General features: G+C 62.2%; 14 protein-coding genes. 8 read left to right on the top strand and 6 right to left on the bottom strand.

Annotation, left to right across the window (positions count from 1 at the left end; genetic code table 11):
• A partial coding sequence (locus QD409_RS25825; RefSeq protein WP_430764033.1) for a transposase occupies nucleotides 1–146 on the top strand: 146 nt, incomplete at its 5' end.
• Between the two features lie 163 nt (nucleotides 147–309).
• Here QD409_RS25825 and QD409_RS25820 read toward each other — a convergent pair.
• A complete protein-coding gene (locus QD409_RS25820; protein WP_430764030.1) occupies nucleotides 310–1,347 on the bottom strand; it encodes an Ldh family oxidoreductase in 1,038 nt (345 codons plus the stop codon).
• Nucleotides 1,348–1,482: 135 nt separating this feature from the next.
• Between QD409_RS25820 and QD409_RS25815 the strand changes: the two genes are divergently transcribed.
• From QD409_RS25815 to QD409_RS25785, 7 genes are all read left to right on the top strand, one after another.
• Nucleotides 1,483–3,000 carry an aldehyde dehydrogenase (NADP(+)) gene (locus QD409_RS25815; RefSeq protein ID WP_430764029.1) on the top strand — a complete coding sequence of 506 codons (1,518 nt, stop codon included), beginning with the start codon at nucleotides 1,483–1,485 and terminating at the stop codon, nucleotides 2,998–3,000.
• Between the two features lie 237 nt (nucleotides 3,001–3,237).
• On the top strand, nucleotides 3,238–4,044 hold the full coding sequence (locus QD409_RS25810) for a transporter substrate-binding domain-containing protein (protein ID WP_430764028.1): 807 nt from the start codon (nucleotides 3,238–3,240) through the stop codon (nucleotides 4,042–4,044).
• 69 nt (nucleotides 4,045–4,113) lie between these two features.
• On the top strand, nucleotides 4,114–4,779 hold the full coding sequence (locus QD409_RS25805; protein ID WP_430764027.1) for an amino acid ABC transporter permease: 666 nt from the start codon (nucleotides 4,114–4,116) through the stop codon (nucleotides 4,777–4,779).
• A gap of 12 nt (nucleotides 4,780–4,791) precedes the next feature.
• Nucleotides 4,792–5,445, top strand: coding sequence for an amino acid ABC transporter permease (locus QD409_RS25800; RefSeq protein ID WP_430764026.1), 654 nt, complete (start codon nucleotides 4,792–4,794; stop codon nucleotides 5,443–5,445).
• Nucleotides 5,438–6,160, top strand: a complete 723-nt coding sequence (locus tag QD409_RS25795) for an amino acid ABC transporter ATP-binding protein (RefSeq protein WP_092855708.1) — start codon at nucleotides 5,438–5,440, stop codon at nucleotides 6,158–6,160. The genes QD409_RS25800 and QD409_RS25795 overlap by 8 nt, the downstream gene beginning before the upstream one ends.
• Nucleotides 6,160–7,401: an NAD(P)/FAD-dependent oxidoreductase gene (locus QD409_RS25790; RefSeq protein ID WP_430764025.1), complete on the top strand. Its 1,242-nt coding sequence runs from the start codon at nucleotides 6,160–6,162 to the stop codon at nucleotides 7,399–7,401. Before QD409_RS25795 ends, QD409_RS25790 begins: the two co-directional genes overlap by 1 nt.
• 74 nt (nucleotides 7,402–7,475) lie before the next feature.
• Nucleotides 7,476–9,164, top strand: coding sequence for an aconitase X (locus tag QD409_RS25785; RefSeq protein WP_430764024.1), 1,689 nt, complete (start codon nucleotides 7,476–7,478; stop codon nucleotides 9,162–9,164).
• 64 nt (nucleotides 9,165–9,228) lie between these two features.
• On the opposite strand, the gene QD409_RS25780 is transcribed toward QD409_RS25785, so the two are convergent.
• Genes QD409_RS25780 through QD409_RS25760 form a run of 5 tightly spaced genes read right to left on the bottom strand, consistent with a single transcriptional unit; the run spans nucleotide 9,229 to nucleotide 16,121 of the window.
• Nucleotides 9,229–11,025 carry an aminopeptidase P family protein gene (locus QD409_RS25780; protein WP_430764023.1) on the bottom strand — a complete coding sequence of 599 codons (1,797 nt, stop codon included), beginning with the start codon at nucleotides 11,023–11,025 and terminating at the stop codon, nucleotides 9,229–9,231.
• Between the two features lie 16 nt (nucleotides 11,026–11,041).
• The gene (locus tag QD409_RS25775; RefSeq protein WP_430764022.1) at nucleotides 11,042–12,343 is read right to left on the bottom strand and encodes an alpha/beta fold hydrolase; all 1,302 of its coding nucleotides are present in this window, start codon (nucleotides 12,341–12,343) and stop codon (nucleotides 11,042–11,044) included.
• Between the two features lie 12 nt (nucleotides 12,344–12,355).
• Nucleotides 12,356–13,309: an ABC transporter permease gene (locus tag QD409_RS25770; protein WP_430764021.1), complete on the bottom strand. Its 954-nt coding sequence runs from the start codon at nucleotides 13,307–13,309 to the stop codon at nucleotides 12,356–12,358.
• Nucleotides 13,306–14,274 carry an ABC transporter permease gene (locus QD409_RS25765; protein WP_430764020.1) on the bottom strand — a complete coding sequence of 323 codons (969 nt, stop codon included), beginning with the start codon at nucleotides 14,272–14,274 and terminating at the stop codon, nucleotides 13,306–13,308. The genes QD409_RS25770 and QD409_RS25765 overlap by 4 nt, the downstream gene beginning before the upstream one ends.
• Nucleotides 14,271–16,121, bottom strand: a complete 1,851-nt coding sequence (locus QD409_RS25760; RefSeq protein WP_430764019.1) for an ABC transporter ATP-binding protein — start codon at nucleotides 16,119–16,121, stop codon at nucleotides 14,271–14,273. Before QD409_RS25760 ends, QD409_RS25765 begins: the two co-directional genes overlap by 4 nt.
• Between the last annotated feature and the right edge of the window lie 73 nt (nucleotides 16,122–16,194).

Raw genomic sequence — 16,194 nt, 5'->3', positions numbered from 1 at the left:
ACGCCAAACAGTTGCATGGTCATCGCTACGCGCGGTTCCGAAGTCTCATCCGGGTCCAATGCCAGTGCCTGATGGCCGCAGCCGCCCAGAACATCAAGAAGATCGCAATGGCCCTCACCAAGGCCAGCCAACCGAGCCCCGCATAAGCAGAGGGAATCTGAACGGCCCGTTCAAAACATCCAGTCAACCTCGAAACTCAACACAAAATAAAACCCCGCCAAAAAATGACGGGGTTTGTCAGCGGTCTGGGCCCCCTCGGGGGCCTTTTCTATGTCTGTGCTGGTTTTGCTTCGCGCGTCGGCGTGTCGCTCAGGCCACGGCGTCGAGGCCGTGTTCCAGCAGGTGGTCGAGCTGGCGGATTTCCTCTGCGGTCAGCGGGATACCGTCCTTCTCCGCGCGAGCGCGGGCAGCGAAGCGGCGCTGCGAGGGAAGGCGGGCGCCTTGGCCGGCAATCGCCTCGAACAGATCCTCGGCGCGAACAAGCGGATTGCCGGGCCGGCCGGCGGAGAAAGCCTCAGGCGAGAAGGCGACGATGAGTTCGCCGTGGCGCGGAGCAAAGGCGGTCGAGCCAAGATAGTCGAGTGCCTCCCGACTGGTGAAGTCACCGATCATGACGCCGGCCAGAAGCTCGATCATCGTGCCGATGGCCGAACCCTTGTGCCCACCGAAAGGCAGCATCGCGCCGGCGAGCGCGGCTTCCGGATCCGTCGTCGGCTGGCCGCTGGCGTCTATGGCCCAACCATCAGGTAAAGGCTTGCCGGCCCGGCGATGCAGCTCGATTTCGCCGCGCGCAGCAACCGAGGTCGCGAAATCGAAGACGTAAGGCGGGTTGTCGAGGCGCGGCCAGCCGAAAGCGAAGGGGTTCGTACCAAGGAGCGGTGCAGTGCCGCCGGCGGGCGCGACCGTGGAATAGCTCGGGCACATGGCGAAGGCGGCAAGGCCGCGATCCGTCAGAGCCTCGACTTCCGGCCAGAGGGCGGCGAAATGCGTGCAGTCGTTGATGGCGAGTGCGGCAATGCCGAAGCGGCGAGCCCGCTCGGCGAGAACGGGCACGCCGAGTTCGAAGGCGGCGTTGGAAAAGCCGCTCTTGGCATCCACCTTGACGATGGCGGAAGCATCGTTTTGTTCCAGTACCGGCACGGCATCCGGACGCGCCTTTCCTGCCTTGACGGCGCGCAATACGCCTTCGATGCGGTAGATTCCGTGCGACTTGCAGGCGTCGCGTTCGCCGGCGACGATGACACGCGCGATCGCCGCGGCCTGCAGCGTGTTGAGGCCAGCCTTCGAGAGGATCGCCAAGACGCGGCTATGAAGTGCGTCGGGTGTCAGGGTGGTGACGTCGCTCATCTGATTCTCCTGTGTTCCGTTGCTCTCACTATAGAGGTTGAATTTTTAAATACATAAAGTATACAAAAAATCGACATGTAAACAGAAAATGCTGCGTAGCGTTTGTGACGCTGTCGCGAAGGAAAGGGAAGAGCGATGGAATTCACCCCTCACGGAAAGCATCTGATCGCCGGCGAATGGCTTGAAGGCACTGGGCATTTTCCCTCTGCACCTGCGCATGGCCAAGCCCATAATTTCTCCATCGGCACGGTCGAGCTGGTCGCCCGCGCATGCGAGGCGGCGGAAGACGCCTTCTGGAGCTATGGCTATTCCTCACGCAGCACACGCGCCGCTTTCCTGCGGGCGATTGCCGAGGAGATCGAGGCGCGTGCCGCCGGCATCACCATGATCGGCAGCCAGGAAACCGGGCTGCCCGAGGCGCGGCTCGAAGGCGAGCGTGGCCGGACGGTCAGCCAGCTTCGCCTGTTTGCCGATCATATCGAAAAGGGCGACTATCTCGATCGGCGCTTTGACGCTGCGTTGCCGGATCGCAAGCCGGCGCCGCGACCGGAAATCCGCCTGCTTCAGCGCCCCATCGGCCCGGTCGCGGTTTTCGGTGCTTCCAACTTTCCGCTCGCTTTCTCGACAGCAGGTGGCGATACGGCAGCGGCACTTGCAGCCGGTTGCCCGGTCGTGGTCAAGGGCCACTCCGCCCATCCCGGTACCGGCGAGATCGTTGCCGAGGCGATCAATGCTGCCATCCGCAAGACCGGCATGCATCCCGGGGTCTTCTCGCTGATCCAGGGTGGCAGCCGTGAAGTTGGATATGCTCTCGTCCGGCATCCGATGATCAAGGCAGTGGGGTTCACCGGCTCGCTGGCCGGCGGCCGCGCTCTGTTCGATCTGTGCGCTGCGCGTCCGGAGCCAATTCCCTTCTTCGGCGAACTCGGTTCGGTGAACCCGATGTTCGTGCTTCCGCATGCCATGCAGGGGCGGGCCGAGGCCATGGGGCAGGGTTGGGCAGGTTCGCTCGCGATGGGTGCCGGCCAGTTCTGCACCAATCCCGGTATAGCGGTGGTGCTGGATGGTCCTGATGCCGATCGCTTCGTGAAGGCGACCGTCGAGGCCCTTGCTGGAATGGCGCCGCAAACCATGCTGACCGACGGCATCGCCAAGGCCTATCGCGATGGCCAGCAGCGTTTCATTTCCCGGCAAGGGGTCGAGCCCCTTCTGGTCAACGAACAATCCGGCCGCAACGCCAGCCCCAACCTGTTCGAGACGACGGGCGCGGCCTTCCTGGCAGATCATTTGCTGGGTGAAGAAGTGTTCGGTCCACTCGGGCTTGTGGTCCGCGTCGGTTCACTCGATGAAATGGAAAGCCTCGCCCGCAGTTTCGCAGGGCAGCTGACCGCGACCCTGCATATGGACGCCGACGATATTGCTGTGGCCCGTCGCCTTCTGCCGGTGCTGGAGCGCAAAGCCGGGCGTGTCTTGGTCAATGGCTTCCCGACGGGTGTCGAGGTGGTGGATTCGATGGTGCACGGCGGTCCTTATCCCGCATCGACCAACTTCGGTGCGACTAGTGTCGGGACGATGTCGATCCGGCGATTCCTGCGTCCGGTGTCCTATCAAAACCTGCCGACCGGCCTGCTTCCCGAGGATCTTGCGGATTGATCCTCTTCTAGAGGCGACGCCGATATCGCGCTCGAAAGTCGCCAACTGCGAGTTGGCGACCCGGCAGCGGCTATGTTTCCACATGTGTTGAGAACTGCAAACCGTTGTCCGGTAATCACTTTTCCACCATGAAATTCTTTTTGTATACTATTTGTATTTTAAATTTGATTTACGATCACAAAAAGAGTTAATTGATGGCGGCCGCAAATGGCCGACCAACTGGGAGAGCAGAATCTAATGAAAAAAATGGTCATCGCATTCGGCCTTCTGGCCGCCGCTTCCGCCATCTCGCCGGCCAAGGCCGATAAGCTGGACGACATCATTTCCTCGGGAACGCTGCGCTGCGCCGTCGTGCTCGATTTCCCGCCCATGGGCTCGCGCGACGCAAACAACAATCCGATTGGCTTCGACGTCGACTATTGCAACGATCTCGCCAAGGCGCTCGGCGTTACCGCAGAGATCGTCGAAACGCCGTTCCCCGAGCGCATTCCGGCCCTGATGTCCGGTCGCGTTGATATCGGCGTTGCTTCGACTTCGGACACGCTGGAGCGTGCCAAGACCGTCGGCATGAGCGTTCCCTATTTCGCCTTCGAAATGGCCGTCACGTCCAACGACAAGTCGGGTATCAAGTCCTTCGAGGGCATGAAGGGTAAGACCGTCGGTGCGACCGCCGGCACATTCGAGGCGATCGCCCTCGAAAAGCAGGTCAAGGCTTGGGGTAGCGGTGAATTCCGCCCCTATCAGACGCAGGCCGACGTCTTCCTGGCGCTGAGCCAGGGCCAGATCGACGCGACCGTTTCCACCTCGACCGTTGCCCAGGCAACTGTGAAGTCCGGCAAGTTCGCCGGTATCTCCGTGGTTGGCAAGGCGCCGTTCCAGACGGACTATGTCTCCCTCTTCGCCAATCGCGAAGAATACGGCCTCATCAACTACCTCAATCTGTTCATCAATCAGCAGGTCCGCACGGGCCGTTACGCCGAACTCTACGAGAAGTGGGTCGGCGGCGCCCTGCCGTCGCTGACGGTGAACAGCGTCTATCGCTAATCGGATCGCTTTTAACGACGGCGTGGCCACGATGGCCGCGCCGTTTGACCTTCCGAGAGGTGGACGTTCATGTTCAGCTACACCTTCCACTGGAACCAGGCCTTCAAGGTATTGCCGCAGCTGCTGGACGGCGCGGTCGTAACCCTGCAGATCGCGATCCTGTCGATGGCGATCGGCCTTGCCTGCGCCATAGCGCTTACGCTCTTCAGGCTTTCCGGCAGCCGACTGCTGACCGGTATCGCTTCGACCTGGGTGGAAGTCGCCCGCAATACACCGGCGCTCTTCCAGATTTACATGGCTCATTTCGGGCTTGGCAATTTCGGTATTCACCTCAGCCCGTATATGGCGCTGCTGGTCGGCATCGCCTTCAACAATGCCGGATATCTCGCCGAGAATTTCCGCGGTGCGCTCAAGGCAATCCCCGATACGCAGACGCGCGCCGGACGGTCTCTCGGCATGACCTCGCTGAAAGCCTTCCGGCTGATCGTCATGCCGCAGATGCTTCGCATCGCCTTCCTGCCCGTCACCAACCAGATGGTCTGGGCAATTCTGATGACCTCGCTCGGTGTAACCGTCGGCATGAACACGGACCTTGCAGGTATCACGCAGGAACTGAATGCACGTTCGTTCCGCACCTTCGAATTCTTCGCGCTGGCCGCCGTGATCTACTACCTGATCGCCAAGCTCGTCACGCTCGTCGCCCGGCTCGCGGCCTGGCGCATGTTCCGCAACTGAGAGAGGTGAGAGATGTTCGATACTGCACTCACCTGGAATGACCTCCTCTTCCTGGCCAAAGGCGCCTGGATGACGCTCCTGGTCACCGGTGTGTCCGTTGCGGTGGGCACGATCTTCGGGATCGTCTTCGGGGTGATCCGTGTCCAGGCCGGTCCCATCTGGTCGGCGCCGCTGACCTTCGCGCTCGACGTGTTCCGTTCGGTGCCGCTGCTCATTCAGCTGGTTCTCGGCAATGCGCTACAGGCGATCTTGAAGCTCGGCTGGGCGCCATTCACCACGTCCTGCGTGGTGCTGTCGCTCTACACAGCCGCCTATTGCACTGAAATCGTGCGCGGCGGCATTGGCGCCGTCCCGCCCAATACTCGCCGCGCCGCACGTTCGCTTGGCATGAGCTGGCAGCAAGACATGTGCTACATCGTGGCGCCGCTTGCCACACGCGTCGCGCTACCTTCGTGGATCGGTCTTTCGCTCGGTGTCATGAAGGACTCCGCGCTTGTCCTGTGGCTGGGTCTGATCGAGCTGCTGCGCGCCTCGCAGGTCCTCGTGACCCGTCTACATGAGCCGCTGCTGATCCTGACGGTCTGCGGTGTGATCTACTTCATCATCAGCTTCCCGATCGCCCGCCTCGGCGGTTATCTCGAAAAACGGTGGTCCCCCAATGATTGAGATCGAAAATGTCCGCAAGTCCTTCGGTCAGCTCGAAGTGCTGAAGGGGATCAACCTCACCGTCAACAAAGGCGAGGTGGTTACCATCATCGGCGGTTCCGGCTCCGGCAAGTCGACGCTTCTGACCTGCATCAACGGTCTGGAGCCTATCGATTCCGGCCGCATCCGCATCGATGGCACGGAAGTGCACGCAAAATCGACCGACCTCAACAAGCTGCGCCGCAAGGTCGGCATCGTCTTCCAGCAGTGGAACGCATTCCCGCATCTCACGGTGCTTGAAAACGTGATGCTGGCACCGCGCAAGGTGCTCGGCATCAGCCGGAAGCAGGCTGAGGAGATGGCGGTCAAGCAGCTCACCCATGTCGGTCTTGCCGAGAAGCTCTCGGTCTATCCGACGCGCATGTCGGGCGGCCAGCAGCAGCGTATGGCGATCGCAAGAGCGCTTGCCATGTCGCCGGAATACATGTTGTTTGACGAAGTGACGTCCGCGCTCGATCCCATGCTGGTCGGCGAGGTGCTTGATACGCTGAAGATGCTGGCGGAAGAGGGGATGACCATGATCTGCGTGACGCATGAAATGGCGTTTGCCCGCGATGTCTCGGATCGCGTCGCCTATTTCCATCAGGGCGTTATGGCCGAGATCGGCAAGCCGGAGCAGATTTTCGGAGCGCCGCAGCATCCCGAAACGCAGAAGTTTCTCTCGAGCGTGCGTTGATGGCGAGACCGGAGGTTATCGTCATCGGGGCCGGCGTGGTCGGCCTTTCCGCCGCGATTGCGGCTCAGTCGCGCGGCCTCTCTGTCGTGGTGCTCGACCGCGAGGGACCGGCCGCCGGCGCTTCCGCCGGCAATGCCGGTGCCTTCGCTTTCACGGATATCCTGCCGCTTGCCTCCCCCGGCATTCTGAAAAAGGCGCCGAAATGGCTCCTCGATCCGCTCGGGCCGCTCTCGGTGCCGCCTGCCTATGCGCTTCAGATCGCGCCCTGGATGTTTCGCTTCTGGCGTGCCTGCCAGCCGTCGCGCGTTGCCCACTCCACGGCAGCCCAGACAAGCTTGATGGACCTTTCCAAGGCGGAGCTCGAGCCCTTTCTTGCCGCGACCGATGCGCTCTCCATGCTGCGCAAGGAGGGCAATCTCCAAGTCTATGAAAGCGAGGCGGAATTCCGTGCTTCGCTGCCCAGCTGGGAGGTTCGTCGCAATCATGGGATCGAATTCCGGCATCTGAAGGCCGAGGAGATGGCGGCGATCCAGCCGGGGTTGGCATCCCGCTTCGTGCTCGGCACCTTTACGCCCGGCTGGTATTCCATTGCCGATCCCAAGCTCTATACGCTGGCGCTGGCTGCGCATTTTCGCAGCCGAGGCGGTGTCATCGAGACGGCGGAGATTTCAACGCTCCGCGCGATCCCTGGTGGTGTCGAGGTGGCCGCGACGGATGGAAAGCTTCGCCAAGCCGGCAAGGTCGTCCTGGCTGCCGGGGCCTTCTCGCATCTGATTGCCAGAACGCTCGGCGAGCGCATCCCGCTCGAAACGGAACGCGGCTATAACACGACGCTTCCGTCCGATGCCTTCGATCTGCGCACGCAGATAACCTTCGGCGGCCACGGCTTCGTCGTCAGCAAGCTCTCGACCGGCATTCGTGTCGGCGGCGCGGTGGAGCTTGGTGGATTGGCGCTGCCGGCGAATTTCCGTCGCTCCGAGGCCATGCTGCAGAAGGCCCGTACCTTCTTGACGGGTCTCAAGCCGGAAGGCGGCGTGCAGTGGATGGGCTTCCGGCCGTCGCTGCCCGATAGTCTGCCCGCCATCGGCCGCGCGAGGGCGACCCCTGATGTGATCTATGCCTTCGGCCACGGTCATCTCGGCTTGACCCAGTCCGCGGGTACGGCGCGTCTCGTCGCCGATCTGTTGATGGGGCGGGCGCCGGCAATCGATCTCACGCCATTCTCGCCGCAACGCTTCTGACAGAAACCGCAAGGTCCTGCTCGCCTTCTCCTGCATCGGCGATCGTGATCTTCTCGCATATGGACCTTGGTGACATGAACGACACGGCACCCGCTCGCAGCATCATGGGGGGCACGGCCGAGGGCCGTGTCGTCGCCACGCAAGAGGCGCTCAGCTTCTGGGGCGGTGTCGATCCCGCCACCGGTAGGGTCATCGACATCCATCATCCTCTGCATGGCGAATGTCTGACCGGCACGGTACTGATGATGCCGTCGAGCCGCGGCTCCTGCACCGGTTCCGGCGTGTTGCTCGATCTGGCGCTGACGGGCCGTGCGCCGGCTGCGCTGGTCTTTTGCGAGGCAGAGGATGTGCTGACGCTCGGCGCGCTTGTTGCTGCCGAGATGTTCGGCCGGCAGCTGCCGGTCGTGCGTCTTAGGCCTGATGTCTTTGCCAGCCTGTCCGAGGCAAAGACCATTGCGATTGAAGCGGCAGCCATTGTTGCGGATGGACAGACGATCCCGCTTCTCCCGCCCGCTACCTCGGCGCTTTCGCTGACGGACATGGACAGGTCCATGCTTGAGGGTGGTGACGGCGTTGCGGTTGCGCAGGCCATGCGGATATTGACCGCCATGGCGGCGCAGCAGGGCGCCACTTCTCTGATCGATGTGACGCAGGGCCACATCGACGGGTGTATCTACGCAAGCCCCGCCAATCTGACCTTCGCGGAAAAAATGGCCGAACTCGACGGCCGCGTGCGCGTGCCGACCACCATGAACGCCATTTCCGTCGATCGCGCCAACTGGCAGTCGCAGGGCGTGCCCGATGATTTCGGCGATCCCGCCGCGCGACTGGCGGACGCTTATGTGCGCATGGGCTGTCGCCCGACATTTACCTGCTCGCCCTATCTGCTCGATAGCGCGCCGGGCGCCGGCGAAGCCATCGGCTGGGCAGAGTCCAATGCGGTCATCTTCGCAAACAGCGTGCTTGGTGCACGCACGGCCAAGCATCCCGATTTCCTCGATCTCTGCATTGCCCTGACGGGCCGCGCGCCGCTTTCGGGCGTCTATCTCGACGAAAATCGCAAGGCGGCCCGTATCCTCGACGTCGAGCTGCCCGAAAATCGTGACGATGCCTTCTGGCCGCTGATCGGCTATCTCGCCGGCAAGGCTTCACCGGATCGTATTCCGTTGCTGCGCGGTCTTGCTGCCGGAAAGCCTTCCCGCGACGATCTGAAGGCGCTCTGCGCCGCCTTCGGCACGACCTCCGCAGCGCCCATGCTGCATGTCGAGGGCGCAACGCCCGAGGCTGCTGGTGCCGAGCATCTCGATGCCGATCGTCGTTCCATCACGCGCGCGGACATGGCTGCCGCCTGGACGATGTTGAACGAAGGACCGGAGGAGGTGGAGCTCGTCGCCATCGGCAGCCCGCACGCCTCGCTCGACGAATGTCGCGCGCTTGCCGACGCATTCGCGGGTCGGCGTCGCTTGCCTGGGGTGATGGTTATCGTCACGGCGGGACGCGACGTCATCACTGCTGCCGAGGCGGACGGTACGCTGGCGCGGCTGCGTGAGAGCGGCGTGCAGGTTCTGCCCGATCTCTGCTGGTGCTCGATTTCGGAACCGGTCTTTCCGCCGGGAACACGTTCGGTCATGACGAATTCGGGCAAATATGCCCATTACGGGCCGGGCCTCAGCGGCCGGGTCGTACGCTTCGGCAGCCTCGCTGACTGCGTGCAGGCAGCCGTGACCGGACGCGTTCCTTCGGGCCTGCCGGACTGGATCTGAGCGAAATCGCAACGGAATCTGATCCGACGCGGATGAACTCCGCGTCGGCCGGCAACGATGAATTTCAGCGTTCGGTGATCGGCCGCGTGTGCCAGACGAGATAGGGTCGGGTCTCCTCTTCGACCTTGTCCAAAAGCCGCGTGCGGACTTCGGCGTGATACCCGTCGAGAAAATCGATTTCCCCCGCCGTCAGGCTATCGAACTTGGCCATGCGGAGATCGATGGGTGCCAGCGTCAGACTATCGAAGCGGCAGAAGCCCGGCTTGTCGGTGACAACCTCCACCTGATTTTCGATCCGGATGCCGAAGACGCCTGCTTTGTAGTAGCCGGGCTCGACGGTCATGATCGTGCCGGGTTCCAGATTGTGCAGGTTGGGTTTCTTCGCGAAGCGGTGCGGATATTCGTGGATCAGCAGGTTGTGACCGACGCCATGTCCCGTTCCGTGGTCGTAATCGAGCCCCATGTCCCATAAAGGACGACGCGCCAGTGCGTCCAGTTGATGTCCCTGCGTTCCAAGCGGGAAACGCGCGGTCACCAGTGCGATAAAGCCCTTCAGAACCGCGGTATAGGTCTCCCGCATCTCATCGCTGGCCTCGCCGAACAGAACGGTGCGCGTCACATCCGTCGTTCCATTGGCATATTGGCCGCCGGAATCGATCAGATAGAAGCTATTTTCTTCAATGGCGGCATTCGTGTCGGGTTGGGCGTGATAGTGGCACATGGCCGCATTGCCGCCGGCGGCTGAGATCGTGCGGAAGCTTGGTTCGAAATAGCCGGGATGTTTGGCGCGAAAGGCAATCAGTTGCTCTTCTGCGTCCAGTTCGGTCAAGGGCAGGTCTGCGGCTCGCCGGCGATGCCATTCGCTGTCGAGCCAGGCCAGAAAATTGGTGAGCGCGATCCCGTCCTCGATATGGCAGGCGCGAAACCCCTCTAGTTCGGTGGCATTCTTGGTGGCCTTGGCGCTTGCAAGAAGGCTCGTTTGCTCGAGCGTTTGGCCGCCAGCCGTCTTGATACGGGCGCGGATTGCTTGCGGCGCGAAATCGGGATCGATCAGCGTCGTCTTCCCGGCTGACGCCCTTCCGACGGCACCGAGAAAATCCTCCGGGTCGGCTATCGTGACATCGGACAATTCGAACTCGGCCCGATCGTTGCCGAGCTTGCGGTGATCGACGAACCATTGCGCGCGATTGTCAGCATCGAGCAGCAGGAAGGAATGCGGCACGGGGTCCATCGCCACATCGGAGCCGCGCACGTTCAAGAGCCATGCAATGCTGTCGGGTGAGGTTTCTATGAGCTGGTGCGCACCCAACGCCTTCAGTTTGCTCGCGATCCGATCGCGCTTGCTTGCAGACGTCTCGCCGGAAGCCGCAGGCGGCATTACCCGGATGAGGCCGACCGGACGAGGCGGCCGGTCGATCCATATTTCATCCAACGGATCGGCGTCGAGCGCGATCAGTTCGACGCCCGCCGCCTTGCATCCCGCCAGCAGCCTTTCATAGAGGGCGCCGCTGATCAGCAGGGTGTGAATGCCGATCCGCCAGCCCGGCTTTCCATGATGCTTCAGCCAGAGATCAAGCGGATCGTCATGGAGATGATGAACCGCAAAGGCGGATAGATCCACCTCATTGCGCACCTGCACCTGATAGCGTCCGTCGACGAAGATCAGCGCCTGCTCCGGCTGTACGAGCGCCAAACCAGCGGAGCCGGTGAAGCCGCTTATATACTCCAGGCAATTGTCATGTTCTGCCGTGACTTCGCTTTGGTGGGCGTCCGTTCGCGGGACGATCAGGCCGTCCAGCTTCGCCCTCGCAAGCCAGGAGCGTACATTGGCCAGCTTGCCAGCATTTTTAGTATTGCTCATCGTCATCCCCACACGATCATTCCGCCGCAAGCGGCCCGCCCTTTTGCGCGACAAGCGCGGCGAGCCGTTCAAACACCGATGCCGACTGGCGAATGCCGTCATGCTCGAATTCATTGGTGATCCAGAAATCCAGATTGCCGACGGCGCGTGCGGTTTGCAGCGACAGGCCGGCGTCGACATACATGTCGTCATGGTAGATCGCCGCGGAGACCGGGATCTCGTTTGCGGCGAGGCGGTCGCGATCGTAGAGCGCGCTATGATGCGGCCGCTGAGCCAGCGTTTCCGCTGCTGCCCTGAACGGCTTGAGAGAGGAAATCTCCTCGAACATCCATGGATAGATCATCTCGCCGGTAAACAGCAAAGGCCGGGCGGCAGGATCGAATTCGGGGAAGCCTGCCCGCAGCCGTTCGGCGGACCAAGCCGTCGCGCCGTCGCCCTCGCCATAGATCGCCTCATGGATGGCTGCAAACAGCGGACCGCTATGATAGGAGGTCAGGTTCATCACCGAGGCCAGGAAATGGTCTGAAAGCCTGTCTTGCTTCCTGTCCGCAAAGGCCTCGTCCACCAGCCAGTGAATGTTCTCGAAGCCATGTGCCATGCCAAAATCGAGGCCGATGGTCTGGAGGCGGCGCACCGTCAACCGGTCGCCGTCGGGCAGGCGCACGTCGTTGCCATCGATGAAATCTGCAATCTTGCCGACGAGCGCGACATCGCCGGGGTAGCGCTTGTAGTAAGCGGCATTCTTGGCCCGCACGCGGGGATAGGTGTGGCGATAGACCTCATCGGCATCAGGCTGAAGGCTGGGAATGCCGCCGGCGATATAGCAGGCGGATAGTCCCTCGGGCGCCTGGCTGAGATAGGTGAGGGTAAGAAAGCCGCCATAGCTCTGGCCAAGCGTCTGCCAGCGCCGGCCCTCAAGCACCGTTTTGCGGAAATGCTCCAGATCCCCAACGATGGAATCGGCGCGGAAGCAGGCAAGATAATCCGCACCTGCCTCGCCATCGAGCTGGCCGATCGTCGCCGTGTCGACCGGCGTCGAGCGCCCCGTGCCGCGCTGGTCCGGCAGAATGACGCGATGCGTCTTCAGGGCTTCGGCCAGCCATGACGGCCCGCCGCGGGTTGGGCGGGGCGATTTGCCGCCGGGACCACCTTGCAGGAAGCAGAGAACCGGCAGCGTTTCGGTCTTGCGAACCGGATCGACGACCTCGCGCGCAAAAAACTCGATGGCCCTGCCCGATGGATCGGACCAGTCGAGCGGCACGGTGAAGACGTGATCGCGGATATGCATTCCGGGGATGGTGTATTCGGAAACGATCATGATGATGTTCTTTCAGCGTACGCGGGGGTCGAGCAACACATAGAAGAGGTCGACGACGATATTGGATATGACGATGAACACGCCGCCGAGCAATACGACACCGATGATGATCGGGCGATCCTGATTGGCGACGGCCTGAACCGCGAGTGCGCCAACGCCCTGCAGCCCGTAGACCTGCTCGATGATGATGACACCGCCGAGCAGCATGGCGATATCGGCTCCGAGCTGGGTGACAAGCGGCGTCAGCACCGCGCGAAGACCATGTTTCCAGACCACGCGCCGTTCGCTGAGGCCTTTGGCGCGGGCGGTGCGGATATAGTCCTCGCCCATCACGTCGAGCATCTGGCCGCGCGTCAGCCGGGCATAGACCGCTGCCATCGTCAAGGCGAGCGTGGTCCACGGCAGGACGAGATGCCATGCCCAAAGCAACGGCTGGGTGGTCAGCGCCTTGTATCCGCCGGGAGGAAAGAGGGTGAATCCTGCCTGCTTGGGGACGAAATAGAGGAGATAGAGCGACATCATGCCAAGCACGAAGGTCGGAAAGCTCAGGCCAACGAGGATGAAGGCCTGTCCGATGCGGTCGCGCAGGCTGCCGGCGAACCGTGCCGACATGATCCCCATCGGAATGCCGATGGCGAGCCAGAGCAGCGCGCCGCCCAGAACCAGAGACAGAGTGATTGGAATACGCCGAACGATGATAGGCGCGACCGGCTGCTGGTTGCGGTAGGAAAAGCCGAGATCGCCGCTGATCGCCCTGGAGAGAAAACTGCCGTACTGAACGGCGATGGGGCGGTCCACGCCGAGATTCTTGCGGATCTGTATCAGTTGCGCCTCGGTTGCCTTGTCGCCTGCGATCATGCGGGCGGGGTCGCCGGGCGCGACGAAGAATAGGAAGAACACGAAGGCGGAGAGCATCAGAAGGACGCCTGCACCGAAGATCAGGCGCTGGGTAAGAAAGCGGATCATCGTTTCGACGCTCCTTTGGATTGCAGCCTGAAACGACGGACGGTGCGCGCACTCTTCGGGTCGAGCGCGTCGCGCAGGCCGTCGCCGAGGATATTGAAAGCAAGCGTCGTCAGCAGAAGCGCCGTGCCGGGTACGAAGACCAGCCACCAGGCGACGAGGTAGAGGGAGTTGGACGAGGCGTCCGCCAGCATTCCGCCCCAGCTCGGCGTTGGCGGCACGATCCCCATGCCGAGAAACGACAGCGTCGCCTCAAAGACGATCGAGCTTGGAATCTGCATGGTGGTATAGACGATGATGGGAGCAGCGAGATTGGGCAGGATATCGACGACCATGATCGAAAGCGGGCCAGCGCCGAGCGAGCGGCTTGCCTGAACGAAATCCTGCTTGCGCAGCGAAATCACCTGACCGCGGATGACGCGCGCCATCGGAGCCCAACTGAAGAAGACGATCACGCAGACGCTGAGCGTCAGGCTGGGGCCGAAGGCCGAAACGAGCGCAAGGGCGCAGAGCAGAAAGGGGACGCTCATGACGAGATCCGTCAGCCGGCTGAGCACGATATCGGTAAAGCCGCCATGATAGCCCGCCGCCGTGCCGACGATCACGGCGATCGTCGACGCCAGCACCGAGGCAAATACTCCCACCAGCAGGGAAATGCGGGCGCCATAGGCGAGCCGCACCAAGACGTCGCGGCCCAGCTGGTCCGTACCGAGCCAGAATTGTTCACCTGGGCCGACGGGAATGCCTGCCGGCGAAAGGCCGATATCGCGGAACTGCTCGATCGGCGAATGCCCCGTCAGCGTGGCGATCCAGGGAGCCGTGATGGCCAGCACGACGACGGCCAGAATGACGCCGAGAGCGATCACGCTCGCCTTGTCGCGTCGCAGGCGGCGCAGCGTCAGTTCGAGCGAGCCGCGCTGTACCACGTCCGTCCGCGTCGAAGCATCTGATGTCGCAACGTCGTTCATGCTGTCACCTGTCTTGTCTCGATCAATGACCGCGCGGGGCCTCCATCGTCGGCGATGGAGAGCGTTTTCGATGCGGATAGCAATGTGCGGGTATAGGGGTGCTGGGGTGCGACGAAGAGCTGCTCGGCCGCGGCCAGCTCGACGATCTTGCCGCCTTGCATGACAGCGATCCTGTCGCAGATGTGGCGAACGACGGACAAATCGTGCGAAATGAAGAGGTAGGTCAAGCCCAGCTCCTGTTGCAATTCCTTGAGCAGGTTGAGGACTTGCGCCTGGATCGATACATCCAGCGCCGAGACGGGCTCGTCGCAGATGATGAGCGCCGGATTGAGCGCCAAAGCTCGCGCGATGCCGATCCTCTGGCGCTGTCCGCCGGAAAATTCGGCTGGAAAGCGATTGTAGTGCTCGGGGTTGAGGCCGACCATCTCCATCAGATGCCGCACCTTTTCGCGGCGTTCCTCTCCTGCCGCCACACCGTGCAGACGGAAGGGATCGCCGATGATCGCACCCACCCGACGGCGCGGATTGAGGGATCCGAACGGGTCCTGGAAGACGAGCTGGATCTGCTGGCGCATCTCGCGCCATTCGCGACCCTTAAGATTGCTCATATCGTGGCCGAGCACATTGATCCTACCCGATGTCGCCGGCGTCAGTCCGGCGACGATGCGCGCCAGCGTGGACTTTCCGCAACCGCTTTCGCCCACGAGACCGATCGTTTCTCCGCGCGCTATTGTAAGGTCGACACCCTTCAGGACTTCGAGGGTGCGTTTTTGCCCGAAGAAGCTGCCGACATGATAGGTGAGGTGAACATTTTCAACCGCTGCGATCTGTTCGGAGCGGATCGTCTTAGGCTCGGCTTTCTCAGCCGTTGCAGCGAGGGGCAGGGGCGATGCATTCGGTTCCAGCAGACAGAGGGATTCTACGCCGTCGCTATAGACGTGCAGCGGCGGAACGTGCTTCGTACAGTCGGCATGCACTTGGCTGCAGCGTGGTGCGAAGATGCATCCGGCAGGTGTCGCCAGTAAGCTCGGCGGGCGTCCTTTGATTGGAACCAATTGCGCACCGGGCTCGTAGTTTGCCGGCGTCGATCGCAGCAATCCAGCCGTATAGGGATGGGCCGGCGAGCGGAATACGCTGCGGGCGGGACCATATTCGAGCCGGTTGCCGGCATACATGACCATGACATCGTCGGCGACGCTCGACAGCAGGCCGAGGTCATGCGTGATCAGGACGATCGTGGTGCCGAAATCGCGCCGCATGGTATCGAGCAGGTCGATGATCTGTGTCTGTACGGTGACGTCAAGCGCCGTCGTCGGCTCGTCGGCGATGATGAGGGCGGGGTTGAGGATCAGCGCCATGGCGATCATCACGCGCTGGCGCATCCCGCCCGAAAATTGATGCGGATAGCTGTCGAAACGCTCGGCGGGCGAGGGGATGCCGACCTTGCCGAGCATATCGATCACGCGAGCACGAGCGGCTTCGCGATCGATCGTCTCATGCGTGTGCAGGACTTCGGCAATCTGCGAGCCAATGGTGTAGAAGGGATGCAGGCTCGACAACGGATCCTGAAACACCATGCCGATACGTCCGCCCCGCAGGCGGCGCATGTTCGACTGCGACAGGCCGATCACGTTCTGGCCTCCGAACCAGACCTCACCACGAATATCGGCATTGGGCAGGAGCCCCATGACGGCCTGTGTCAACACGCTCTTTCCCGAGCCGGATTCGCCTGCAATACCGAAAATCGAACCGGGTCTGATCGAAAAGGATACGTTGCGCACCGCGTGCACGACGCCATCCTCGGTCGGGATATCGACCGTCAGCCCCTTTGCCTCCAGAATGGTCAAGGGTAAACTCGCATTTTTAATCGGGGTTGCGTCCAGGCGCCGCAGCCAGGCTGCGGCGCCATGCGCGAAAGTG

Origin of the sequence: Rhizobium sp. BR 315 (genome assembly GCF_050577975.1) — a bacterium.
In the GTDB taxonomy this organism is placed as follows: Bacteria; Pseudomonadota; Alphaproteobacteria; order Rhizobiales; family Rhizobiaceae; genus Rhizobium; species Rhizobium miluonense.
This window is presented reverse-complemented; position numbering and strand designations above follow the sequence as displayed.

Bases quoted from the DNA above. Each gene is read 5' to 3' on its own strand.
- QD409_RS25820 (WP_430764030.1), bottom strand. From the start codon at position 1,347: ATGAGCGACGTCACCACCCTGACACCCGACGCACTTCATAGCCGCGTC.
- QD409_RS25815 (WP_430764029.1), top strand. From the start codon at position 1,483: ATGGAATTCACCCCTCACGGAAAGCATCTGATCGCCGGCGAATGGCTT.
- QD409_RS25810 (WP_430764028.1), top strand. From the start codon at position 3,238: ATGAAAAAAATGGTCATCGCATTCGGCCTTCTGGCCGCCGCTTCCGCC.
- QD409_RS25805 (WP_430764027.1), top strand. From the start codon at position 4,114: ATGTTCAGCTACACCTTCCACTGGAACCAGGCCTTCAAGGTATTGCCG.
- QD409_RS25800 (WP_430764026.1), top strand. From the start codon at position 4,792: ATGTTCGATACTGCACTCACCTGGAATGACCTCCTCTTCCTGGCCAAA.
- QD409_RS25795 (WP_092855708.1), top strand. From the start codon at position 5,438: ATGATTGAGATCGAAAATGTCCGCAAGTCCTTCGGTCAGCTCGAAGTG.
- QD409_RS25790 (WP_430764025.1), top strand. From the start codon at position 6,160: ATGGCGAGACCGGAGGTTATCGTCATCGGGGCCGGCGTGGTCGGCCTT.
- QD409_RS25785 (WP_430764024.1), top strand. From the start codon at position 7,476: ATGAACGACACGGCACCCGCTCGCAGCATCATGGGGGGCACGGCCGAG.
- QD409_RS25780 (WP_430764023.1), bottom strand. From the start codon at position 11,025: ATGAGCAATACTAAAAATGCTGGCAAGCTGGCCAATGTACGCTCCTGG.
- QD409_RS25775 (WP_430764022.1), bottom strand. From the start codon at position 12,343: ATGATCGTTTCCGAATACACCATCCCCGGAATGCATATCCGCGATCAC.
- QD409_RS25770 (WP_430764021.1), bottom strand. From the start codon at position 13,309: ATGATCCGCTTTCTTACCCAGCGCCTGATCTTCGGTGCAGGCGTCCTT.
- QD409_RS25765 (WP_430764020.1), bottom strand. From the start codon at position 14,274: ATGAACGACGTTGCGACATCAGATGCTTCGACGCGGACGGACGTGGTA.